The organism is Pseudobutyrivibrio sp. C4, assembly GCF_900111635.1.
GTDB classification, from domain to species: Bacteria; Bacillota; Clostridia; order Lachnospirales; family Lachnospiraceae; genus Pseudobutyrivibrio; species Pseudobutyrivibrio ruminis.
Genome location: NZ_FOHF01000002.1, coordinates 204,901 through 228,701, shown reverse-complemented (window position 1 = coordinate 228,701; position 23,801 = coordinate 204,901). Strand labels below are relative to the sequence as shown.

Here is a 23,801-nt window from a genome sequence, read left to right as displayed (position 1 = left end):
GGGAGAGGTAAAAACCCTGGAGCTTGGTATTAGAAAACATTTATCTTATAAACAAAAAGAAAGGTAAGTCCTGCTGGCCTCTTAATACATTCCCCTACAAGACTAAGGTCACAAGCTATGGAAAAGAACTTGTGAACAGATACCTTACTACTCAGAGGAAGGACCATTCCATTCCGATATCTGCTAACAATATGACAAAAACAAAACATCAACTGATGTTTAGAGATAAGCATTTCTTAATGTGATGTAATAATATCATCCAATGCTGTCTTTTTATCGGACAGCTTGCTTAATTGAATTGAATTTTACAACAAGTCTCTTTTTAAGTGAAATTTTATATATGATTACGTTCATCTATATGTTTTAATCTAGCTCGTATAGCACCGGATGTGCGCTCATGAATTTTTGCAATTTTAGAAATCTTCATTCCCTGTGAAATCTCAAATAATAATTTTTCTTCCTCTTCTTTAGTCCATGGTGTATACGCCTTAGGATTATTATATATAGCTTGATACATTTTGCATGAATCTATTTCCTCTTTTGACATTCCCATAACCATCTCATATAACTTTGATGATTCATCATTCAAATTATTATCTGAAGAATTTATTTTTACCGTTTTATATGTATCATCATTTAAATTCATGCTATTATTAGCGATTTTTTTACTATAAACATAATGCCCGGCTCCTAAATTCGTGGCTGATTTCCTTTGTTGTTTCTTTCGAGCATTCATTCCCTGCTCTATTTCATCTTTGCTATACAATTTATCCAATATTGCCGCTATTTCTTTATCAACAATTTTTGATTCATTATTAAGCCATTTCCCATTTGCATAATAGTATGCTTCGCCGTTATACATAAACATAAATAGCCCCTCTTTTCTATTCTATTATAAAAATCACAAAAAACTACTTCTTAATTAAGTTACAGGTAACAGACCACTTACATCCATCGTATTAATGATATCTTCATCCGATAATTTATTTTGCATATTATTATTTGAATTCCAATAACTTTCAATATCCAAATCAAAGAATTCTTTAAATGGACGTCTGACAGTCTTCATTCGTTCAATTTCTTCCTGCCTTAAGCAAGCCTCCTTATTACATGCCATTTCAAACTCTCTATATAGCGCTTCGTCATATGCATATATTTCATTATCATCAATTACATCACGCTCAAATTCGTCAGCAAACCATTCATCTTCGTCATAATCATTATCTTTGTAATTTCTTATAGCATTTTCATCCCATACTTCTGGCTCATACATATCATCATTTATATAATCTGAATCTACTACCCCAAGGTATTCTTCGTCTTCTTTAGGCATCAAATCTTCCCAAAAATTCTCTTTACACTTTTCTAATTCTATTTCGCTTGTAATTCCTGGTTTTAATCTTTTAAAAGCATTTTCCTTTGAATCATAAGATACGTAAAATCCATATAATTGGGAGTCATATTTAGTATACGATTCAGTCCGCATTTTTCTATAGTAATCGTACTTCTCTTTAATTATTTTTTGATCTTCTCCATGATAATCGTATTCGCTGCAAACCAATATATATTCATCTTCGTAATCAACTATATGTTGTTTTATTATTCCCAAATATTGCAGTAATAATATCCTAAATATCTGGTCAAAATTATATTTCTTTTCAAAATATAGATGTTGAACTATATCTTTTGTTAAATCCGTTTCCAATCTGTTATCTCTATCTGTACCTTCTTTTTCATATATATAATCAGCCACAAATTGGAAACATTCTCTCAATGAAGATTTACCATCAAGCCATAAATTTGATGCAAAATGAACTTCTTCATCATTGAAACCATAGAACTCCTTCAAACCACGTACATAATTCTGTATATCTTTTGATTTATCAATAGCAGCAACGATTATTTCTCTATTATCCATTTTCATTTCTACTCCATTTTCTGCAAGACTATCCCAAGATGGCCGAGCTTTATATTTCAATCCATCATTTATATCAAACGCTTCTTTAGGTGATACACCAAACATTTTTTTAAACTTAGTAGAAAAAGCCTGAGCTGTACCTGTTCCTGATATATCTATGGCTTCTTTATAAGTTTTACGCATATCCTTATCAGACAATAGTTTTTGATAACTAATCATCATACGTCGTTCCGATATATATTGAATTACTGTTTTGTCCATTAAAAAATTAAAAATGTTATTCCGGCTTCGTTCATCTATGACTTCATTAACAAACTCAAAAGCCATCTTACTGATTTCTTTGTCCTGTATATATGCATCTTCACGTATTAAATTTTCTATTTCTTGAACAATGGTTTCAAATTTTTGTTTTGCTTCCATACAGCATTCCCTCCCAATCAGAACTTTCATTGTACTGGTCAAAATAATATTTTTTATTGTATTTCTTCAGATTACGAATTCTATTTTTACCATCAAAATGTCTTTTGCCAAACCAAGTAGGAGCCTTATACATTGTGATACACAGCCCTTCACAGCTAAAAATGAAGCAATATCCTGCATAGTATTTTATTATTGTTCCATCATCGGCTTTTCTTTCTAAGTATTCTTTTTCTACAGTACTAAACTGATTCGCATCGATTCCTCTGTTATAAGCATTTTCCATCATACGAACAGATGCTTTTCTATTCAATCCAGTTCTTTCTGTTGTTCTTTCAATACTATGTAATGTAACCATTATGCTACCTCCTTTATTTTCTCATAATGACCACCATTTGTAATTACTTTGAAATAATAATTTGCTGAATACTTATTAGAAAAAACTCTGGCTATATCTCCCGAGCAATCTATCAATCTTACATAATATTCATTTTTATATTTGAAACATTGCAAAAGCGCCTTTGTATATCCGACTCTTCCACCCCTCCAACACGAAACTTGTTCTGCTTCACCGCAGAATAGCATCTCTTTAAAATCTTCTATACTTATTAATCTTATTTTCTCCATTGATATTTTCTCCTTTCAGTTGATACTTAGATACTACCCCCAACCACGCTTTATTACTTCCAAATGCCTGTACATAAATTTAGAACTTAAAAATTTAATAAAAAAAGAGATAGGCTTTTTTGCCTATCTCTTTCATATCTTCTTTCGTCTACCCACTGGATTCTAACTCTTTTTCAATCCAAGTCATGATTACATCGACTAAATAATCCTGCTGAATTTGGCTTAGTTCTTTGCCAGGCTGGATTTTATGCCATTTCCTAATGCACTCTCTACAGCAGGTAGCTGTAGCATGCTGAGCAATAAATACCGGGTGACCTTTTGTCGGCGTCTGCTTACCATCGTTTGGAATCACTGCAGGTGCTTCTCTTTTAGCAATGAAATCTGCAGCGTGAGCTCTTATAGTATCTAGCCCTTTCTCATGTATATAGTCTATATCTTTTTGCTTTAATTTAAAACTTGTCCTAAATTTAGAATTGCCCAGCCGTGTAAACAGCTGAGCAAACCATTCTTCTCTTGTCATATAAATTTTATTTAAAAAGGCCTCCAGCAATATCTTTGATTTCTTTCATGTCAATCTTACCGTCAGCTAAAGCTTCTTTTACCTTTTTAACATCAGCCTCATTGACCTTTACACCAGCTTTGTCTAATAGTTCTTTTGCCTGTTTAACATCTGCAGACTTAAGCTTGTCTAAAAGATCCTTGTTACCTGCTACCTTAGTAATAATATCCTTAACATCCATTTCAAAACCCCCTTTTTTAAATGATTTTATAGTTCATATTCCACATGAGTTGTTGTATCCACGAAAGGTACAATAGCATCCTTTGTGGCTGCAAGACGGAGCTCATGTTTTTGATAATTTTTAAATGCATCTTCGCTCTCAAATAATGCTTCTACAGTGACATCTCCATTTGATGAGCTGAGGCAATCTGTGCAAACTACTATACTCTCAAGTCCTGGAATATTACCATTCAATTCTTCAAGCTTTGTCTTAATGTTTGCCTTAATAGCCCCTAAATTTGGGCCAAAGCACTTGTCCTGTAACTTCCAGATAACTACTTGTTTTATCATTTAAATAATTCTCTCCAATTTCTATCTCTAATGGCTATTAGTTTATCACTTACGTGGGTTTTGTTCCACTTTGTATACCAGCCTATAAATATTACCTATAACAGATGTGGATTAAAATAATTTGGTATAGCGATGATATTATACAAAAAAATTTTACACAAACCTATGATACAATAGGTCTGTTAACTATAGAAATACGTGAGGTTAATATGGGATTATTTAATAAGGATGTTAAAAATGAAAATAAGGCATCAGATATAAGCACTACCACTGTTGAATCAAAAGTCAATAAGAGATTATATCTTGTTGATTATGAGAATGTTTCAGATGCTGGTCTGGTTGGTGTTGATCAATTATCTGGTAATGATATTGTTGTAATATTTTATGGTTCAAAGGTAAAATCTGTGGCCTATGAATCGCTTATAGCTATAACTAGCTCTTCGGCAAACATAGAGCATGTAAAAGCCGAAAAGACGGCAAAGAATTATTTGGATTTCCAACTAACAACATATCTTGGATATAAGTTGGGACAGAATTCTTATGATGCAATATTCGTTATCAGTAGAGATTCTGGATTTGATGCCGTGGTGGATTTTTGGACTGAAAAGGGATACTCAATAAAGCGTCAGGAATCCATTGTAATAAAAGAGAAAGTGGTTGAAGAAATATCTGAAGAGCAACCAAAGGCTAGACCTAGAAGAACTTACACAAGACGGGCTGGTAATTCTGGAAGAACAACCACAAGAACCGGAAGACAAAAGGTAGTAACAAAACCTCAGCCGAAGAAGCCTAGAACTACTACTCGACCTACTGTTACTGATAAGCAAAAAGCTGAAATCAGAGCTGCACTTAAAGGTGCTGAATTAAGTGCTCCAGACTATAAGAAAGTGTATGATGCATTTGCATCTTGCGAGAATACATCTGCTTACAATAATAAACTTCAAAAATCACTTGGTAATGATAAGACTAGTGTAGTTTATAAGGCTACATCAAAGATCTTCGAAAATGCTAAGAAATAAAATGGGCTGCCTTATCGGCAGCCTTTTTGAATGATATATGAAAAAGTTTCTATCGCTCTTGCGATGATGTTATATTAATCTCCCATTGCGTTTGTGTAGTGGAAAGTATGTGAAAAGTAAATGAATTCTACTCTTTATGATAATTCTTTTAGATAGAATCTATTCATTGAGCTATGAACGACTTCTTTAGGCCGTTCAATTAGCTTATATCCACATTTTTCATATACATGAATCGCAGTCTTTAAATTTGTATGAGTCTCAAGATACATCCGCTTATAGCCTTTATTTATAGCAGTTTCTTCTACTAATTCTATAAGTTTATAAGATAATCCCTGGCCTTTAGCAGCGTCGGTTAGATAAAGCTTTTGTAGCTCGGCCGTATTATCCATAAAATCAAGTTCTGCAAGCCCTATTCCACCTACAATGTTGTCATTGCCATCTAGAGCAACAAAGTATGCTCGTTTGGGAGATGCTAGATAAAAGTCACTGAGATGATTTAGGTTATCGTCAAAGTATACTGTTCCAGGAATATCCAGGTTATGTCTTTTAAGATTTTTTCTGACTATTTCAGCTAGTAGCGAGTTATCATTTGGTTCGAGTAATCTGTAATGCATTTTAAAACCTCATTCCACACTTAGGACAAAAATCAAAGTCTTCCGATGTCTCATAACCACAGTTATTGCAATGTTTGAAGAAGCCTCTACCATTGCCTACTTTAGTGAGATCTTGAGGCTTGATTTGTAGGTCTTCTCCTGAAGCTATTCGCTTACCTATTTCAGGATTAAGTTCGTATATACTGCCACAGCAACTCATCTGAACATAATATCTTTTATTCCATTTAAAAGTTGGGATAAAGAAAAGAGATAGAACTGTAAAGAGCATGAAGACCTGATATCTTCCATATTTTCCGCAATTATCACATATGACGGTCTGACTAAAGTCAAAGTCTTTGCGGCCATCAGTTATTCCCATAATAAAAAACATAAATCATTCTTCCTTTAGTAAATCTTTTCTATTTCTTCTGTGATGTCATACATTGCTTTAAACGCAGCCAAATCTTCTTGGCTTTTAATAAGCATTATTTCCTCAAAGGCGCCTGTGGCAATATCCCTAAATCCAGCTACCTGCTCACCTGTGCATATGCTAGCTTTAATAACAGGTTTCTTTGTGGTTATATCATATGCTTTCTTTTCAATCTTTTTCTTGAAAAACATAGTATACCTCTAGATAATCTTTTCCATCTTTACGTGAGGGATTCCATCTTCTAGAAATGGTTCTGAAACAACCTCAAAACCCTCTCTAGCATAATAACCTTTAGCGTATTCCTGGGCTTCTAGATAAATCTTCTTTGCTTTGAACAGGTTGATTGCAAGTTCTACTCCAGCATGAAGTAGTTTACCGCCAAGGCCAGTACCATGTTGTAATGTCACTACTCTTCCAATTTGAGCGACGCCTTCATTTTCATCTTTCCAAAAGACTCTGAGGCAAGCTGCCACTCGATTATTATCATTCCAACAGAAGATATGAATTGCATCTTGATCTTTATCGTCTAGGTCTTGATACGGACAGTCTTGCTCTACGACAAAGATTTCAGCTCTAGTTTTTAGAATTTCATATAATTCAGTTGTTGTGAGTTCGTTGAAGTGTTTAACTAGTAATTTCATGCGTCTGCTCCATCTTTTAATGTAATTTTACTACGAACAATTGACACTTATGTTTATAGGTGAGGTATTTTCTGATGATTGATTATCTTTATAATTATTATAGATTTCAGCTATTTCTTCCTTTGAAAAATCTGGAAAGCAAGCGTAGAGGGTTTCTAGTTCCATTCCTGTACTCACGAAGTTTTATACTGTCATCTGGTCTTTTTTGTTCATTGTTTGCTTGCTTCTTTCCAATATAGGGATTTACTTGATATGGGTTTTCTTTTTCAAATATCAAGTTTCCATCGTAATCTAGTTCATAGTAGTTATCCATGAAGTCATATAGACATATCCTATCCTCTTTCATTTCAAAAGCTGGTTCAGGACCACGATATCTTTCCCAAATATCTCTGCCGGAATATTGCCATTTGATTTCAAGATTCTTTGAAACTCTGTAAATATTCATTTCGCCATGAATAATATAATCTTCTCCATAGATATATGGTCTTTCGGTGGTTCCGTATGGTTCTAAATCAACTTTCTTAACAATTTCCTTGGCTTCTACATCAAATAAACATACGAAATTATCAAGAAGCATGAACAGGCCTTTTTCATGAGGAAGTACACATGATTCTACACTAATATAGTGAGGGGCAATGATAAGAACTGAAGTGGATTCACCATCCTTTTCTATATTTAGCGAAAAGCAGGTGTTAAAATCATCAAATGGTACATCTATAGGAATAACCTTATCATATGGTAGATTATCCATAGAATTTGGATTATATTTGGGTTCAGTATGAACCGTTATTTCATAGTCTTTGTATTTAAATGTTCTCATTTATTTTTAGTGTTCCTACTATAGAGATTCTTTACAAATTCTCTTGCTTCCATATAAGGGATGATAGCAAGAATCTCCCCATTTTCGTCTGTAAAATAAGAGCCTTTTACTTCATCTCTTATATGATATACAAACATACTCTCTTCTCTATTTGAATTACGTTCTTTTATTATGCTGTATTTACCATCTATAGTTGTTTTTGTCTTTGCGTCACCAGTAAATTTGACTTTGTCTGGTGAAGAAATCTTCTTTGGCTTCTTTGGTTTATTCATTTTTTCCCAGTCATAAACTGGATTCTTTTCTACTAAACGCTTAAAAACCAAATAGTCATAATAGAACCAAAGGCTAATTTTTCTACTAGATCGTGTCGTTGAATTAGGACTTACTGGTTGAGCATACATTCTTTTGGGTTTACTTGGAGAAGATACGTATTTGTCTAATATTTCAGGGGTTAAATTTGACAAATGAACTAGTCCTATCGCTTTTATAGCATCAATACCTAATTCGCTTGCTAATATCTGATAGAAAAGTCTTATGTTACGTACACATTCATAAATATAGCTGAGTTTCTTATGGTTTTCGAACTCCATATACTTAGCAAAATCCGCTACCGTATCTGGCAATTCACTTGTTATATTTGTAATTGTTCTACTAATTTTAGCTTCTTCTTCTGAAAGATAAATTCCCATAAGAATACCTCACTCCCTTTAAGGGGAAATCATCAGAGTTAGTTATCTTAATTCTAGCATTTTTTTATTTGCTATGTATAAGAACAAGTATGCTTTTTCTAGAATAGCTATTGCTTTGTATAAATAACAACGATAGTCTATTTAATATAGTTGGTATGCGGGGGTGTGGATTATGAATTATTATTTAATTGATTATGAAAATGTTCATGCTGAAGGGTTTAAGGTTTTAAATGGGATGACAGCCGACGATACTGTCATTATTTTCTACTCAGATAATAGTAAGAACATTACTTTTGATATCCTTGAGCCTTTAATGTCTTCAAACACCAAGCTTAAGTGCTTTAAAGTCAATGTCGGCACAAAAAACGCGCTAGACTTTCAATTAACTTCATATCTTGGATATTTGCTTGGACAAGAAGGCGTAAATGGCAATTATTATATAGTATCTGACGACAACGGATTTGATGTTGCTTTAGAATTTTGGAAGAGACTTAATTATTCTGTAAATCGTATAACTGTTAAATCTAAAGAAATAGGTGAGCAGCCAATTGCTATAAAAGCCACCGCCAAGAAAAAAAAGAGTAAAGTTTCTTCTAAAGATATCGCCTCATTGGCGGAAATTACTGCTCTTATCGGTAATAATAATGAGCCGAATGAAGTTTTAACGATTTTCAATAAGTATAAAACTAAACAAGCTATTTGTAATGGTATGGCCAAATATTTTAAAGATAGCAAGCGCACTAGTGACGTATACAAAAAACTAAAACCCTTATTAAAATCTAAAAACAAATCTTAGTTAACCTTTTTGATTATATAAATACCACTCTAGGAAAATGTTATCTAGAGTGGTATTGTTTAGTTGTTTTCGTGATTTTTCATATTTTTGAAAAGTATTCCTATAAATATGGACAAGCTACATAATCTAATGTGTAAGTGTTATGGACTAAATCAAAAATGTAGACATAACAATATCCAAGCTGTGCATCCCATTCAGCTTCTTCGAGGGTGGCATTTTCGTCCGAATATGTAATTTGTAGTTTTACTTTAGGGCTTGATTCATCAAGCAAATCTGATGGATTAATTTTAGTTTTAGATGTTACTAGCACTTTTGAATAGCCTGATTCTAATTCTAGATCCGCTACAGGTTTATCAGGCCACCAACAATACCTAGTTCTTAAGAAGCCTCCATTATCATCAGAGGTATATAATACATATTTATAAAATGCGTCAGTATCAGCTGTGATAATATTTGAAATTTGTTTAATTAAACTGTATAAAGTCATATCATTGATTCCTTTCATTATTTTTGTTATCTGGTATACGGTATTTAAGACTAATCAATTATTTTATGTATACTTATTCACCAACTCATATAATACGCAGCATGGTAGCTTGGTAAGTGGTTCTTTATCATAGCCACCTAGCTAGAAAAAATCAGGGTTATTTTTTGCTGTAATTCTTTTAAGTTCATCTTTTAATTCTTGATCTAGCATAGATTTTAAATTCCGTTAAGTTTAGCATTCCATTCCTTTAACAAAGCTTCTATAGTATCTTCATAATTATGAGATTGTTTAAATAATTCGTAAGGGCTGTAGCGTAATTGTTGTCCATTCTCACGCAATTCAATGACGATATCCTGCCAATAGTCTCCACTACTTACTGCATATCGAATTGTATTAGGAAATTTTTCATCAAGAATCTCATTTAATAATTTATTAAACTCATTTATATTTGACATTTCTTCTACCTCCCAACAATGACCTAACATTCATGATAGATTCATAATTTAATTATTCCAAGTATATTCTGTTCCAGACTCATAAATAATAGGTCCCCTTAGGGTACTCTTCGTTTGAAACACCCATATCAGTATCAGAATATTCAGAATATTCACCATCAAAACTTTCATCAGGAAAAATAGTCATAGATGTTGACCAAGCACCTACGCCACTAGCGAATACAAAAGTATTTTTTTCAATATCGGAGAGATATTGATATGAGAAGTCATCATATCGATCAATTCTGCCACAACCAATTAATAGTATTGCAACAAATAAGGTTACTAATTTTTTTTTTACATAATTACTACCTCATTATTCATCAAATTGTTATTAAAAAACAAAAAACGCCACTCCGAGACAATTATTCAAATCCATCTCAAAGTGGTGTTCATTTAATCTTATGTGTTTAAAATTGCTCTATGAGCACTCAAATAATAGCTTTCCTTATTACAGCTCATATCTCATTTCGATTTTTTTCCATTGCTCTTTTGTTATTTTCCCACTAGCATATATATTTTTGCAATGCGTATAAACAAATGGTTCAGCAATGGAATTATACATAGCATAGTCATCTAACAAATCATATTTTTCCATTTCAGCCATATAGTTTCTCAGATAAGTTCTTAGTTTTTCACTAAGTTTATGCAAGAAATCAATTTTGATTTCATCATTAATATAGTTGAATTTAACTTTGAAACCATCAGAAAAGATTCCAGCTGAAGCACATACGATTTTTCTTTTTTCAAAATATCCAGGAGCAACCTCTTCATCTTCGACCTCAGTATTTTCAACCTTGGCGATTCTATCAGCAAATTCATTTCCGAATATCATACAATGTGCATCAAGGTGTTCAAATACTAACTTTATGCTAGGATGATTATCTACAAATTTATCAAGAGTTTCTTTGTATGCTATAACATATTTATGCTCATCAACTCCTTTTTGTTCTTTCCAACCAAAAAGACCATGTGGGTAATATCCTACTGCTGTATTATCAAAGAAAATTCTAACTGTTGTATCTTCATCAGGCATATTATTCAGTTCCTTTAATAATTCAGTAACTGCTTGAATTTCTCCGATGAAATTTGAGCCTTTAGCAACGCCTTCATTATGGCAGAATCTAACAGTATTGTTTTGAGACAGTACTACACCTGTGCCATATGCTTCTTTTTCTTTACCAGTTTTTAAGCTTGAGCCGTCTACATAGGCAAATAGTCCATCAGATAATGCTGGTATAGGTAGATTCTTTGTATAGCAGGCGAATTTGAATGTGTAATCCATCTGTCCATCATATAAATAGATATTTTTTATTGATTCATCACTTTCGTCTGTAATCTCCAATTGATTGAAATCATCAATGGTCATATTGTTAAAGGTTGCATATCCTTTTGAATATGATGCATCCTTGTTAAAAATCAGATAGATTTTTGTATCAACATCCGTAAGAAATCCCTTTTGTATTTCAACTAACTGCAAATATAGCATTCTTGTAGACATCTGGCTTGGTAAGACAAAGGAAATGTCATTACCTGAGTTATCTACGAATGTGTATGTAGTGTTTGTATCAGATTTATCTTCTCCAATATAAGGTAGAAAAGCATTAAAAACAGCACCTTTTTTCAGGTATTTTAAAACAACATTATCATCATATATTCTTTCAAATTGGATAATAATCTTTGTTCCATTTATGCGCACACTACTTTTATCTAGTTTAAACAGTGTAGGAATCACTGAACAATTCTGAGTTCTATTCTCCTTACCTGCAAAGGTTTTATTAGAAACGAAATTATCAAGCATATTTTTATCTTGATTTTTTGCTATTACAGCATTGCCATACTTTCGGATAAGATGAGAAAAGCTAGTATGTAAAGATTCTATTTTCCCATACTCGCTTCGAACAATAATGTAATCATCGAGTTTTTCAACATTTTCAGCCAATGATGCTTCGGCCACATCATAGTCTTTTTCTTCAGAATCAATTATTACAAAGTCACAGTCAGGGATTAGTTTTTTAAAAATATCTAACTCTTCTTTTGATGTAGCTAATCCTCCGTAGACATAGTCTTTGGATCCATTAACTTTTGTGCTATATGGATACACGCTAATTATTTGATTACTGTATTTTTTATTATTCTTTACGTTAGTTTCTACAATTGCCCATTCTGTTTTTGTAGTTGCCTTCCAAACAAAGTAGTTCATTATTGTTCCTCCGAGCTGTAGATATTTTAATCAGAGATTATTGACATTTTCTTTAGTATAACATTATCAATAGTCACTTGTCCTATACAAAACAGGATATTCTGCTCTTCTAAGCGCCAGGAACCGATGAACATCCATAGAAATCATGTCTTTGAACACTATCCCCCTTTCTTCCTTATATTTTGCAAGAATATCCTCAATATATGTTTTTAATTCTTCATTGTTTACTTTTTCATCCCCCCAAATAATAAAGATTCTCAAAATCTTCCTTAAACTCATCCTTTATTTTTATAATCGCAACTTCGACTCCGATGTAACTCATTTCTTTCCTCTCTTTTAACCTTAATAAATTAAACTACCAATAATCGATGATCATGGCATCTAATACATCTTCGTAAACCTAACACCATCTCCATCAACAGTGCCCACAAAAAAGATGCTAAAGTGCACACCTCTGTTGCTGGCCACGCGAAGATTAGCTACGAAGTTGCCTTCCTTACTCATATTAATATACGCCTCTTCCGTACTCAGTGCCAATTTCTGTGCATCTATGTGTCGTACGGTGTTGCCGTCTAGTGTAGATGTTGGTTCTGGTGGAAACAATTCTCCCCAGACTTCTTCATCGGCAAACTTAGGAAGATAATCTTCTCTCAGAGTAGCATAGGATTCTGAGCTATCAAAAGATATCCCCATTAGGGCATCTTCAATCATTTGATGATGAACTTTTGCCATATTAGCTTCGTGCCCAAACCAAAGACCTAAAATAAATGCCGACAGAGTTATCCATATAAAAATAATATTAATCACTTTCAGTATCTTATTCATTTTCGCCATTCACCATTTCCATTACTTTATTAACAAGCTCATCCATTTCCTGTTTTTCTTTTTCTCTGGCAATTTCTTGCTGCTTACGCTCTTCCATCCTGTCGGCATAACGCTTCTCATCTAACATATTTAAAAACTGCTGAGAATTATACTGCGCATTATATGCATCTATCTGCTTCAAACAAAACTTTACCGATAAAGGCATTGCGACACATAAAATGTATGTTAAAAATACTGTCTTAATCTGGCTTTTCTCAAATTTCTTCATAACTAAGCGACATTCCTTTTCATCAACTCACCTAAACATTCTGAATCAATCACCTTTGAAGCTAGTCCAAACTCAATAGCCTCCTCAGCACTAAAATAGCTGTCAGACATTGTCACCTTTGAGACCTGCTCAACCGTATTTCCAGTTCTCTCTGCAATGATAGAAACAAGTCTTTCATTAACCTGCTCAAGCTGCCTCAATTCCTGCTCAATTTCAAATGGCTTCATTCCGCCCATTTCTCTTTTACCCCAGCTACAATCGTGGATCATCACTTTGCTGCTTGGAAGCATTAAGCGCTTATCCTCATCACAAGCCAACAAGATGATACTTCCCATGCTGGCTGCAATTCCTGTTACAACTGCTGTAACCGGACTTTTCATGAGGCGAATCGTGTCATACACTGCAAGGCCTGATCCAACTTGTCCGCCTGGAGAATTTATGAACAATGTAATTGGCTGAGTATCATCCTCTGCTTCCATATAAAGAAGCTGCTTGATCAAATCATTGCAGGATGCATCATTTACCTCACCCACGAGAAATATTTTTCTGTTCTTTAAGAACATGTCATCAATTGGTACTGGTTGTGGTCCTCTAACTGAATCTAAAATAATATTTGGCATTTTTGTTTCCTCTCTTTATCTTTGATATATGCATTTTATCAGGGTATAAAAAAGGACTTCGTAATATTTACGAAGTCCCATGTGACTAATTTGTTTCCATTGCTTGCTGTACTATAGTCGTCCCCCTATTTTCAATATATTTCACATCTTTCTCTGCGGTTATTAAAGTTCCATTTTCCTCAAAGAACTTAATTGCCTTATCAATTTCATCTTTATTATTCTTATAATTATACTCACCACCAAAAGCATTTTTAAAGGCGTGTGGAATATCATGAAGGTCATTTCCTCGTACGTAGGTGTATTTCAGTGAGTATCCAGTTTCAGGCTTGCCGCTAAAATATATATAGAAATAGCCATCCGTTCCATCTCCGGCAAATAAATCATATTTCAATTCGCTAGGTTTTTCTTCATATCTCTTTTTATTTCTTCCCCAATTTTTGATAACACGTTCTACTGAATCTAGCCCCAAATCAATGATTCCTTGATCCATGAAAACATCAAATGCCGTTTTAACCTCTCGTAGATTCGAAGATCTTCCTCTTCTATAGTCTGATAAATCCAGGCTATAACGATCAAATCTTTCCATAAAGTATCTCATGCCATAATAAGCATGTTGTACTATTCCACTTATTCCAGAAGCTTTATAGTGCTTTACTATTATTCCTTGTGTTTTTACGCGTTCAGCTTCACCCTCTTCATTCCAAAAATCCCATTTGAAGTCCCGCTCATAATCATATAGAAAAACTACTGTTCCCCAGTCACTCATTCTTTCACCTCCGTATATTTTTCTTCATCCCAATCATCTTCTTCATCCCAATAATCGTCTTCGTCAGAGCATTCATCATCGAATGAGCAAACAGGGTATTCATCCCATTCCTCATCAGGGTCATTTCCCCAATATCGATCACATGGAACCTCAAAAAGCTTATCTTCGTATTCCTTTACTCGCTGAGGCTGGTCTAGAAGATTTATAAAATCATTTCCTGAAATCCAAAATTCTTCTGTATCACCAACACCAATCATTGTAATTGAATGATTACAAACGACTTTAGAACTTGAGTTATATAGAACCGAAAGTCCAATACATTGAATTCGTTTTATTAATTCGCTGTCCCTTACTTTCTCATTTAATACAACAAATATATCCCCAGCATATAGCGTCTCAAAGTCATAATAAACATCAAACTTTTTATCTTTAATAGCCTGAATAAATTCTTTGCTATCTACATCTGCTTCCCCATTAATAGGATCAACTGCAACTTGGGCCGCCAAGACACAGCTTTTTCCGCCATATGCATTCTTCTCAAATTCATCATACGCCGGATTTGCATGATGCCATGGTTCCAAATTATCCATTGGTTCCAAATCATAATCACTAAAAAGTTTATCAATAGCTTTCATAGTATCTTTCCTTTCTATATTTCAGCTAACATGAACAAATCGTTACATATTAATTTACCGTGCTCAGATAAATACTCTGGAGCAAAATTTACAAATTCCTGCACTCGGATCTGGTCGTAATCGCCGAGGTGAATCAAGGTTGCCTTTAATGTTTTTAATTGATTTGCATCACTTGGCAATGAAAAACCAACAGCATAATCTTTGGTCATCGGATTCTTGTAAACTGTAAGATTACGATTTTCAAAGACGCTTGCAATCGGCTTCATTTGCTTGGCTGTTGTTATTACAGCATCTAATGTGTCGCAAATGATGTACGATGTGTTCAGTGTTGTATCCCATTCGATGGATATCATCACGTTGTTATCATCTAGCTGACTTGATTGAAGATTTGTCACTTCAGCATCTGCTGGTATATATTCTTGGTTTTTCAATTGCCCCATCACCACATCAGCTAGACCATTTAGTGTTTTATCAATTGTTTCCTGGTTTGCAAATTCTTCATCAAAAAGAACTGTTTTAATCTGAAATGTTCTTTGTCCTGTTCTTGCAACATTCATTTCCCTAGGTTTAATATTTTCCATATGTAGGTACCTCACTATATTTTATTCATTTAGTCTTTCGACTAGTTCTTCGTAACTATAAGCTTTAGCAAGCTTCGCATATGTTTCATCCATATGATTCATATGCCATGAGCTATAGTAGTCACAGTTTTCCATTAACAACTCGTTGATTCCCCAACCAGCTGTTTCAGCGTTGATTTCCATTAAAACTTCAATCTTATTTTCTAAAGTGTCGTTCTTAAATGTATTTGTCATAATATTTTTCCCTTTCTTAATAGAAAAATAAGTTATCATTAAGCATTTACACATTATACATGGATACAAAAACGTCCTTCGTAAAATTTACGAAGGACGTTTTTACATTTTTCTTCAAACTTTCTTCTTCTAAAATCTATTATTTCAAAGTTTTCAAACATAATTGTTCTTCCCTTTTTCAAATCAAATATCACTAAGACCTATAAGGCTTGTATCGGCATAGCAATTAAGTGCATCAAACCATTTAACCTTGTCCCACTGTCCTTCTGGTCTGCGCAGTACATTTCCTTCCATCAACTCATAGTTCCTACGTAGGCGCTTTAAGGCTTCGTATGGGGTTGCGCCCTTGGCATAGCATTTATCACTTGGAGGGGTCCCGAAATACCACGGAAATTTATAACCGTTCTCATCCTCACAAAGCACAATTACCATATTAATAAACGAGCCCTTACATTTCTTTTTAATAGTTTCATCCGCATGATGCTCAAAAGATAAGTTATGCATATCCATATGATATATAGACATACATCTGTACTCATCATTGTATTTTTCAAAATATAATTGCAATTTTCTTGAATATACAGGCCCACCAACTTCATCCAGCTTTCTTTCAATAAAGCTATTGATAAACTCTATTTCATACTCTGGTTCCTGATATACCTCAAATTCCTTCGAAAACTGGTCCATATCTGCCACAAGGTTTTCGTTGTTTTCTAGATTTGAAAAAATCACACATTCTTCAGGTAAAATCTCATAGCCCTTTGCCTTACCCTTGATTCTATATAAGTGCGCCAAAGGGCGCTGTTCTATTTCATCACGCGTCATTGAACTACGTGCACTGTGTTCTACAACCATTGGTGCATATATTTTCTTTTTATCCATATTTTTCGACCTCCAAAACCAATTTTATCAGCAAACTGTTTTTTTTTCATAAATTTTACTAAGTCCTTCGATGTCCTTGCAAGACTCTTCTGCAATCATTTGCCTGATAATGATCGCTATAAATGCCCACAGGCAATAATCATAATCCCTCACTGTACAGTTTTTATATACTTCATAGTCTTTGGATGCCATATTCATGGTATTCTTGTATAAATCTTCATCTCTGCTACAAAGAGTCAACACTTTCATTCCAAAGGAGCGAAAGAAGTAAACGTATCGGAAGTAATCATCCTTATCATTTGGTGAGACTGAAAGCGTCGATAAATCACCCACAACTATTTTAATAACCTTTAATTGCTCATCAGAAGTTAACCTTTCATTCATTGTTTTAACCTTTAAATTGGTCTTCCGAAATGTATGGCTAAATGGCTCGCAAATTTCAGTGCCTACTTTGATATACTTACTATAATCTGGTAGCAAGATTTCCAGAACTTCTTCAATAGTTTTTATTGCCATAGCTAACTGCTTTGAATTTATGTAGCAACAAAAGGTAAAGGTAATTACATATTCATAATCCCAATTCGGGTCTACTACAAAAAGAAATCTTCCAGATAGGAATTTCAAATAATAGTAAATCAACTCGAAGCCCACATCATCAATCTGCTCCGCTTTAACCGCCTCTTCGAGGTCTATGTATAGCTCCGTGCGTACATTAGGGCGCCCCTGGTTTATGGCGCCAATTATTGCCTTATTTCTTAGCCAGCTATACTTTTTAATAACCACTTCGTTATCGTAATTGGTTAGTAACGAATCAAATATGTATTTAGCAGTCATTCTTTGTTCCATTTTAAACTTCCTTTCTATGCGCCCATTTCTATCTCAGATTCCTCCTCTGGACTAAAGCCATAAGAAGGAATCTTCTTAATAAGTCTGCCCAGCTTACCTGACTCTAGAAGATACTCTGATTCTCTATCCATACAAAGAATGGTCTCCGGAGTCTTGTTAACTCGGGTTCCAATAAATTTAGCCGACTCCAAATCATTGCTTCCAAGATAAACAATGTGGTCACAGTTATTGATAATTGTCTGTGCCTGAGTGTGTGAATACAACGACTCCAACTGTGCAAAAGACTGAATGCACATGGTAAGCCAAATATCTCGGCTTCTGACTACCGAAATAATCTTGTCAAAATCAGGAATAACTGCTGATGAGGCAAAATCATCCATGATTATTCTTACAGGAACTTTAAGCTGTCCGTCAGGATTTGCATCTGCCTCTGATATAAGTGTCTGAAGCGCTTGTGTATAAAACAGATTTACAATATGATCCATACTGTGGTCACAATCAGAGATATTTAAAAACAATACTGTTTTCTCTCTGCCAAGAGAGGCTATGTCTACCACCTCATCACATAATGTAAGGATACCATCATCCTCTTCGTCGATTTTGTCCCACAAATCCTCATCGACATAATCCCATTCGTCGTCATCCTTATCATTTCCAAAATTTATTTTGTATTCATATCTTCTTTCATATCTATATTTAAAAAATTCTTCATACTCAGCGTATTCAAATGGCGCAAGTGCCATCGATACAAATGCCAGTATACTTGCCCTTGTTTTGTCTGCTGTTTTCTCCCCGCATATTTGTGCATGACGCTTGGCCACTAAAGAATTCTGGTGAGACCTTATAAATCCATTAACGTATTCACTATAATCACCACCGCCTACATAAAAGGCATAAAACTTTGCAACCTCAGACATATTGTGCTGTGTTTCAGGCAGCTTCATAAGTACAAATGCAATAAAAAATTCCAAATATCTTCTGGCACTACGAGGCCAAAAAGCTTCAACACTTGCAGAGTCAGGAATAAGTGCAGCGGCCACCTTGGCTATGTCCTGTTCTCGGTAGCTTCCATCTTTATTTTTTCTGATGTAAGACAATGGATTATACTTACAGCTGTTTTCAGGATTTACAAAATCAAGTACCTTTACCTTATAACCTTTTTCCGTGAGCTCATTCCTAAACATCTTTTCCAAGCGTCTCTTCGTATCTACTACAATAAGACTGGAATCCTGTAGTGATTTAAGCTGAGGATATACAATTGAGCCAGTTTTGGAAGAGCCAGAGCTTCCAACTATCAAATCATTGTTATTGAGATGGGTCTGCCAGGTATCATTGCTTACACTAAATTCTTCCCCTAAATACCTTTTATTATATCTATCACTTCTATTCATTGTTTTCCCCTTTCGTTTTGTTGATGTTGTAAGCCTTCTTCACAAGGCTGATAAGTAATTCTTTATCCCAGTCTTCATTTTCTTTATATAAGACTTCGCCTAAGGCATTTTCACATCTGTACTGTTGACTGGAGCAGATAATAACTGGGATATTGTAGCCACGCGCTTTAACAGTGTCCACAAGTTCCAACCCACACTGTTCCTCTAGACCAAGATCTTCTCTTGGATACCACATATCTGTGATAATCACCCCATATTTATCATCTGATTTTACACTTGCTTCAATAGCTTTTAGACCATCTTCAAGGTTCTTTTCACTATCAATTTCTATGAATCCTGCATTCTTTAAAACTCTACTGATTGAAGCAAGTTTTAAAGCAGTATCTTCTATAATTAGTATCTTCATTTTCATCCCCCTTTCATATTTAGTTATCCTTCTTCAGTATTTCACTTAAACAATCTGAATCGATTATTCTAGAAGCCAGGCCAAACTCTATTGATTCTTCAGCATTAAAGTAACTATCTGACATCGTTACTTTGGAAACTTCCTCAATAGTCTTTCCTGTACGCTCAGCAATAATTGAAATAAGTCTTTCATTTGTCTTTTTAAGATCATTAAGTTCCTGTTCAATTTCAAATGGTTTCATTCCACCCATTTCACGCTTGCTCCAGCTACAATCATGGATCATTACTTTACTACTAGGTAACATTAATCTGTTGTCCTTATCACATGCTAGTAAAATGATGCTTCCCATGCTTGCTGCAATACCTGTTACAACAGTGCGAACTGGACTTTTAAGCAAACGGATTGTGTCATATACACCAAGACCAGCGCCAACACTACCGCCTGGAGAATTAATAAAAAGTGTAATAGGCTTTTTATTATCTTCTGCTTCCATAAATAAAAGTTGCTTGATGAGTTCATCACAAGACTGATCATTAACTTCGCCTACGAGGAAAACCTTTCGATCTCTCAAAAACACATCATCAATTGGTGCTAACTGAATGCCTCTTACTGATTCTGAAATAATGTTTGCCATAGTATTTCGCCTTTCTGTTATTAGTATTAATCTTTCTAAAAAAAATTTGACTGCGCAAGCAGTCAAAAAAAATTAATATAGATTTTTTTATCTATTCAAAAAATAGATTGACAGCGCAAGCTGTCCTATATTTTTAATTACGTTTTTTATTTTTTCGTGAGCCCTTTGTAATTGCTCGATTGCACGATATTAGTATAGAACATAATCCCCTTTTAAAATTCAGTTTTGTGATATATACTTTTCTTAGAAGGAATTGAAATATGAAAAAACAAAAATTTACCGAAAAGCAAATATTAGAATTTCTAGATGAATATTTTCATTTTGAAGGTTTTAGAGAGCATCAATTAGACATTATTAAAGCAATACTAGATGGCAAGGATACTCTATCTGTTCTTGGGACAGGCTTTGGAAAGTCACTATGTTACCAATTGCCTGCCCTTGTTATGGCTGAAAATGGATATTCCACTATTATTATCGAGCCTATCATCTCCTTAATGACTAACCAGTGTGATCGAATAAATAAATATCTAAGTAATGCAAAAATCCAAGCAAAGGCAATAGCTTTACATAGCCAGTCAGACGGGGAAGCAATTATGACTTTTAAAGAACATCCAGAAAATTATAAAATCATATTTATTTCTCCAGAAGGATTTACTAGCCCATTGGCAAAAGACCTTTTTGTAGATAGAGAGGTTTCTTTCATTGTTATAGATGAAGCTCACTGTGTTTCTTTATGGGGACATGATTTTAGACCTACTTACAGTATGATTAGGACAACAATAGATACCTATTGTAAAGTTGCACCTATTATAGCTGCTTTTACTGCTACTGCTACTGTCCATGTTATTAAAGATATAATTAAGCTTCTTGGGTTAAACATTTCTATTGATAATAAAGACAATAACTTATTTGTTGGGAAAATGATTAGAGATAATTTAAATCTCTTATCCCATAGATGCAGTGAGACAAAGAAGCCAGAGTATATTTATAAATATGTTTTAGAGCATAAAGAAGAGCTTGGCATTATATACTGCAATACTAAGAAAAATGTTAGAGATTTATACGATTGTTTGTCTTCAAAAGGGATTATCTGTGGTAAATACTATGGTATTTCAAAAGATGAAGCTGAAGAAAAAGACTCGTTAAGTCAACGTAAGGAGAACGCTACCACATTAAGCAAGTTCTTCCATGATGAAAGCAAACTATCATGTATTATTGCAACTTCTGCCTTTGGAATGGGTATAGATAAGCCAAATGGTAGGGATGTAACATATGTAATTCACTATAGTCTTCCACGTTCTATAGAAAACTACTATCAAGAAGTAGGCCGTGCCGGAAGACATGGTGATTCTGTGGCAAATTGTATTCTGCTTTATAGCGAAACAGATTTATTCTTGCTTAAAGCCTGGATAAACGCCAATCCTGAATATACAGCTGATTCCACAGAGTATTTACTTGCCATGGACCGCGTAAATATGATGATAGAATATACTCATCTTAAAACAGTTCAGGAAAGAAACCAGTTTATAGATGATTATTTTAGAAACTACGAGCCTACTATAAAACAAGTAGACCCTACAGCATATATATATCTTAATAGATCCGTTTATGGCTGGTTTTTAATAAAGAGCAAAAATCTTAGAAATGAGACCATGCCAGACTTTTTTGATGTAATGGTCTTGGATGCATTAAGTTCGTTCGTTTTAAGTGGTAAGTATAACATTACATATTTGGATATTCTTAGACTTCTATCTGGAAGGGACTATTTTGATTCAAAATCACCTTTGAAAAAAGAGGTAATAGAGACAATAGATAGTTTGATTAACAGGGAAATAGTTTTTCCTTTTGAAGATGATAAGGAATCTCACTTTTTGCTTAAAGAAGATACTTTTGAAAAAGTGATGATAAAAAATGGAGTTTCGCTTAAGTTTAATCAAAATGCTTCATCATTTTACTTTAATCAGGCAAGTCGATTCTTCAAAATGGCAACTCCTCTACTGGCGTTACCTAATAAGGAACAGCAAAAACAGCTGGATCTTTTGCCTATGCCGCAGACTAAAGAGGGATTAATGATTAAATACTACCTTCTTTCCAAGATACACTATTGTAGATCTATGTATCTAAATGGTAAGAAAATCAATTGGAGTATTAATCTAAATGATATGATGTATGATTTAAAAATCTCATTTCCTGCTTCTAAAAAGGGAAAACTAGCAAAAGAAAAAAGGCTTATGAGATATATCGAAGACTATCTCAAAGCCCTTGTTGATTGTAAATATATAAAAACTTATAAATTCGATATTACTAAACGTGCATCTTCAAAAACAATTTTTTTACAGGATGCTTCTGGCAAAAAATATAATCGAGTTAATGTGATTTATTTTAATACACGAAATGTTTAAGAACTCTTTTGGGAAAGGCTATAGCTCAATTGGTTCTTTATAGCCACAATCACATTCCCAGTATTCTATGAAAGAACTATTTTTTTGATGCAACTTTTTACCACATTCTGGGCATTCACGTTCAAGCAAATCGCTAGAATGCTCAGTTTTGGTTCTTTCAGTTAATGTAAAACTATCGCTTAGTGGATGCATTTTGCCAGTTTGATAATAATAATTTTCTGCATCCATCTTTGTACTTCCATTAAGCATAGCTTCCTTGGGAAGTATTTGCTTATCTCTTATCATTTTTACCAATTCTGTGTAAAAGATAAATCCAGGGAAATCATAAGTCCAGTTTATATTTCTTATTTTTTCAATAAGAATGTCTTTTATATCTTCAGGTATTTCTTCGTCCTTTTGGTATAATAGTTTGCTCTGCTTCATTAAATCTTCGCCATCCGGTTTAAAGCGAACTAATACTGTATAATCGTATTTTGATGCACCACTCTCTTTATTAGGTTTATATTCACCTTCATCATTCCAATCTGCAGTCTCCAATAGTAATAAATTCCCATATGATTTGGTAGATTTGACTGATATATGTTTACCTTGACATTCTAAATCAAAACTATCCCATTGCCCTAGCATAAATACCGATGTATCTGGTTTTTTCATATAGATATTCTTTTTTTCATAATAGCGATATAAAGCATATTCAGCTAGCTTTCCCTGAAATGCATTTATAAATATTTCACCCATGGCTCGTACATTCGAACCACCTGATCGATAGGCTCTATGCGCACCTTTTTTCCCATAAGACATATCATATGCAAACTCAAAAGATTCAAATTTGTCAACATTAGAAATAGTTCCATAAGGAACAAAATCTCTGGGATGATTAACATAATAACTATTTGTTTCAGGTGTAAAAGCCAACAAATTATCATTTATAGCCATTTATATGTCCTCCTATAGGCTAAAAGTACTCTATTTTTGTTTTGTACACTCAAGATAGATTCTAATTCCCATGAATGAAAATCTCCTTTTGTTTAGAAATCCTATCTTTAATTAATATCTTCTAATATTGGTAATAAACTAAAGGAAAATTTAGTATATAACCCCTAAATTA

33 protein-coding genes are annotated in these 23,801 nt (G+C 33.8%); 3 read left to right on the top strand and 30 right to left on the bottom strand.

Annotated elements, in window-relative coordinates:
• Positions 1-334 precede the first annotated feature (334 nt).
• The 7 genes from BMY66_RS04905 to BMY66_RS04875 form a co-directional block, all read right to left on the bottom strand.
• The gene (locus tag BMY66_RS04905) at positions 335-862 is read right to left on the bottom strand and encodes a hypothetical protein (protein ID WP_143064504.1); all 528 of its coding nucleotides are present in this window, start codon (positions 860-862) and stop codon (positions 335-337) included.
• 60 nt (positions 863-922) lie between these two features.
• Positions 923-2,338 (bottom strand): helix-turn-helix domain-containing protein, encoded by a 1,416-nt coding sequence (locus BMY66_RS04900; protein WP_090394339.1) that lies wholly within the window; start codon positions 2,336-2,338, stop codon positions 923-925.
• Positions 2,316-2,693, bottom strand: a complete 378-nt coding sequence (locus tag BMY66_RS04895) for a hypothetical protein (protein ID WP_090394338.1) — start codon at positions 2,691-2,693, stop codon at positions 2,316-2,318. Before BMY66_RS04895 ends, BMY66_RS04900 begins: the two co-directional genes overlap by 23 nt.
• Positions 2,693-2,962 (bottom strand): hypothetical protein, encoded by a 270-nt coding sequence (locus BMY66_RS04890; RefSeq protein ID WP_090394337.1) that lies wholly within the window; start codon positions 2,960-2,962, stop codon positions 2,693-2,695. The genes BMY66_RS04895 and BMY66_RS04890 overlap by 1 nt, the downstream gene beginning before the upstream one ends.
• A 148-nt stretch (positions 2,963-3,110) precedes the next feature.
• The gene (locus BMY66_RS04885) at positions 3,111-3,482 is read right to left on the bottom strand and encodes a DUF4186 domain-containing protein (protein WP_090394336.1); all 372 of its coding nucleotides are present in this window, start codon (positions 3,480-3,482) and stop codon (positions 3,111-3,113) included.
• Between the two features lie 7 nt (positions 3,483-3,489).
• A complete protein-coding gene (locus tag BMY66_RS04880; protein WP_090394335.1) occupies positions 3,490-3,702 on the bottom strand; it encodes a hypothetical protein in 213 nt (70 codons plus the stop codon).
• Between the two features lie 26 nt (positions 3,703-3,728).
• Positions 3,729-4,031 (bottom strand): Dabb family protein, encoded by a 303-nt coding sequence (locus BMY66_RS04875; protein ID WP_090394334.1) that lies wholly within the window; start codon positions 4,029-4,031, stop codon positions 3,729-3,731.
• 104 nt (positions 4,032-4,135) lie between these two features.
• On the opposite strand from BMY66_RS04875, the gene BMY66_RS04870 reads away from it, so the two are divergent.
• A complete protein-coding gene (locus BMY66_RS04870; RefSeq protein WP_143064503.1) occupies positions 4,136-5,050 on the top strand; it encodes a PIN domain-containing protein in 915 nt (304 codons plus the stop codon).
• A 134-nt stretch (positions 5,051-5,184) separates the two neighbouring features.
• On the opposite strand, the gene BMY66_RS04865 is transcribed toward BMY66_RS04870, so the two are convergent.
• From BMY66_RS04865 to BMY66_RS04840, 6 genes are all read right to left on the bottom strand, one after another.
• A complete protein-coding gene (locus BMY66_RS04865) occupies positions 5,185-5,664 on the bottom strand; it encodes a GNAT family N-acetyltransferase (protein WP_090394332.1) in 480 nt (159 codons plus the stop codon).
• A gap of 1 nt (position 5,665) precedes the next feature.
• Positions 5,666-6,034 (bottom strand): zinc ribbon domain-containing protein, encoded by a 369-nt coding sequence (locus BMY66_RS04860; RefSeq protein ID WP_090394331.1) that lies wholly within the window; start codon positions 6,032-6,034, stop codon positions 5,666-5,668.
• Between the two features lie 14 nt (positions 6,035-6,048).
• Positions 6,049-6,264, bottom strand: coding sequence for an aspartate dehydrogenase (locus BMY66_RS04855; RefSeq protein WP_090394330.1), 216 nt, complete (start codon positions 6,262-6,264; stop codon positions 6,049-6,051).
• 9 nt (positions 6,265-6,273) lie between these two features.
• Positions 6,274-6,714 carry a GNAT family N-acetyltransferase gene (locus BMY66_RS04850; RefSeq protein WP_090394329.1) on the bottom strand — a complete coding sequence of 147 codons (441 nt, stop codon included), beginning with the start codon at positions 6,712-6,714 and terminating at the stop codon, positions 6,274-6,276.
• A gap of 106 nt (positions 6,715-6,820) precedes the next feature.
• Positions 6,821-7,534, bottom strand: a complete 714-nt coding sequence (locus BMY66_RS04845) for a hypothetical protein (protein WP_090394328.1) — start codon at positions 7,532-7,534, stop codon at positions 6,821-6,823.
• Positions 7,531-8,223: a hypothetical protein gene (locus tag BMY66_RS04840; protein WP_090394327.1), complete on the bottom strand. Its 693-nt coding sequence runs from the start codon at positions 8,221-8,223 to the stop codon at positions 7,531-7,533. Before BMY66_RS04840 ends, BMY66_RS04845 begins: the two co-directional genes overlap by 4 nt.
• A 172-nt stretch (positions 8,224-8,395) precedes the next feature.
• On the opposite strand from BMY66_RS04840, the gene BMY66_RS04835 reads away from it, so the two are divergent.
• The gene (locus BMY66_RS04835) at positions 8,396-9,019 is read left to right on the top strand and encodes a PIN domain-containing protein (RefSeq protein ID WP_090394326.1); all 624 of its coding nucleotides are present in this window, start codon (positions 8,396-8,398) and stop codon (positions 9,017-9,019) included.
• A gap of 100 nt (positions 9,020-9,119) precedes the next feature.
• Here BMY66_RS04835 and BMY66_RS04830 read toward each other — a convergent pair whose 3' ends face one another.
• The 16 genes from BMY66_RS04830 to BMY66_RS04755 form a co-directional block, all read right to left on the bottom strand.
• Entirely contained in the window at positions 9,120-9,524 is a 405-nt protein-coding gene (locus tag BMY66_RS04830) for a hypothetical protein (protein ID WP_143064502.1), read from the bottom strand.
• Between the two features lie 197 nt (positions 9,525-9,721).
• A complete protein-coding gene (locus tag BMY66_RS04825) occupies positions 9,722-9,961 on the bottom strand; it encodes a hypothetical protein (RefSeq protein WP_090394324.1) in 240 nt (79 codons plus the stop codon).
• 490 nt (positions 9,962-10,451) lie between these two features.
• On the bottom strand, positions 10,452-12,203 hold the full coding sequence (locus BMY66_RS04820) for an RNase H family protein (protein WP_090394323.1): 1,752 nt from the start codon (positions 12,201-12,203) through the stop codon (positions 10,452-10,454).
• Between the two features lie 66 nt (positions 12,204-12,269).
• The gene (locus BMY66_RS04815) at positions 12,270-12,482 is read right to left on the bottom strand and encodes a hypothetical protein (protein WP_090394322.1); all 213 of its coding nucleotides are present in this window, start codon (positions 12,480-12,482) and stop codon (positions 12,270-12,272) included.
• A gap of 102 nt (positions 12,483-12,584) precedes the next feature.
• Positions 12,585-12,896: a hypothetical protein gene (locus BMY66_RS04810; protein WP_143064501.1), complete on the bottom strand. Its 312-nt coding sequence runs from the start codon at positions 12,894-12,896 to the stop codon at positions 12,585-12,587.
• Between the two features lie 124 nt (positions 12,897-13,020).
• The gene (locus BMY66_RS04805; protein ID WP_090394320.1) at positions 13,021-13,296 is read right to left on the bottom strand and encodes a hypothetical protein; all 276 of its coding nucleotides are present in this window, start codon (positions 13,294-13,296) and stop codon (positions 13,021-13,023) included.
• Between the two features lie 2 nt (positions 13,297-13,298).
• Positions 13,299-13,916 carry a ClpP family protease gene (locus BMY66_RS04800; protein ID WP_090394319.1) on the bottom strand — a complete coding sequence of 206 codons (618 nt, stop codon included), beginning with the start codon at positions 13,914-13,916 and terminating at the stop codon, positions 13,299-13,301.
• Positions 13,917-14,001: 85 nt separating this feature from the next.
• Positions 14,002-14,682 carry a hypothetical protein gene (locus tag BMY66_RS04795; protein WP_090394318.1) on the bottom strand — a complete coding sequence of 227 codons (681 nt, stop codon included), beginning with the start codon at positions 14,680-14,682 and terminating at the stop codon, positions 14,002-14,004.
• Entirely contained in the window at positions 14,679-15,317 is a 639-nt protein-coding gene (locus tag BMY66_RS04790) for a hypothetical protein (protein WP_090394317.1), read from the bottom strand. The genes BMY66_RS04795 and BMY66_RS04790 overlap by 4 nt, the downstream gene beginning before the upstream one ends.
• A 14-nt stretch (positions 15,318-15,331) precedes the next feature.
• A complete protein-coding gene (locus BMY66_RS04785) occupies positions 15,332-15,898 on the bottom strand; it encodes an adaptor protein MecA (protein ID WP_090394316.1) in 567 nt (188 codons plus the stop codon).
• A gap of 21 nt (positions 15,899-15,919) precedes the next feature.
• The gene (locus tag BMY66_RS04780) at positions 15,920-16,132 is read right to left on the bottom strand and encodes a hypothetical protein (RefSeq protein WP_090394315.1); all 213 of its coding nucleotides are present in this window, start codon (positions 16,130-16,132) and stop codon (positions 15,920-15,922) included.
• A 183-nt stretch (positions 16,133-16,315) separates the two neighbouring features.
• Positions 16,316-17,014: a hypothetical protein gene (locus BMY66_RS04775; RefSeq protein ID WP_090394314.1), complete on the bottom strand. Its 699-nt coding sequence runs from the start codon at positions 17,012-17,014 to the stop codon at positions 16,316-16,318.
• A 27-nt stretch (positions 17,015-17,041) separates the two neighbouring features.
• Positions 17,042-17,860 (bottom strand): hypothetical protein, encoded by an 819-nt coding sequence (locus BMY66_RS04770; RefSeq protein WP_090394313.1) that lies wholly within the window; start codon positions 17,858-17,860, stop codon positions 17,042-17,044.
• 14 nt (positions 17,861-17,874) lie between these two features.
• Positions 17,875-19,251, bottom strand: coding sequence for a type IV secretory system conjugative DNA transfer family protein (locus BMY66_RS04765; RefSeq protein ID WP_090394312.1), 1,377 nt, complete (start codon positions 19,249-19,251; stop codon positions 17,875-17,877).
• Positions 19,244-19,657, bottom strand: coding sequence for a response regulator (locus BMY66_RS04760; protein ID WP_177175582.1), 414 nt, complete (start codon positions 19,655-19,657; stop codon positions 19,244-19,246). The genes BMY66_RS04765 and BMY66_RS04760 overlap by 8 nt, the downstream gene beginning before the upstream one ends.
• A gap of 19 nt (positions 19,658-19,676) precedes the next feature.
• Positions 19,677-20,291: a ClpP family protease gene (locus BMY66_RS04755; RefSeq protein ID WP_090394310.1), complete on the bottom strand. Its 615-nt coding sequence runs from the start codon at positions 20,289-20,291 to the stop codon at positions 19,677-19,679.
• Between the two features lie 260 nt (positions 20,292-20,551).
• Here BMY66_RS04755 and BMY66_RS04750 point away from each other — a divergent pair, with 260 nt between their 5' ends.
• Complete coding sequence (locus tag BMY66_RS04750; RefSeq protein ID WP_090394309.1) at positions 20,552-22,693, top strand: RecQ family ATP-dependent DNA helicase; 2,142 nt, start codon at positions 20,552-20,554, stop codon at positions 22,691-22,693.
• A gap of 18 nt (positions 22,694-22,711) precedes the next feature.
• On the opposite strand, the gene BMY66_RS04745 is transcribed toward BMY66_RS04750, so the two are convergent.
• The gene (locus BMY66_RS04745) at positions 22,712-23,629 is read right to left on the bottom strand and encodes a hypothetical protein (protein WP_090394308.1); all 918 of its coding nucleotides are present in this window, start codon (positions 23,627-23,629) and stop codon (positions 22,712-22,714) included.
• Between the last annotated feature and the right edge of the window lie 172 nt (positions 23,630-23,801).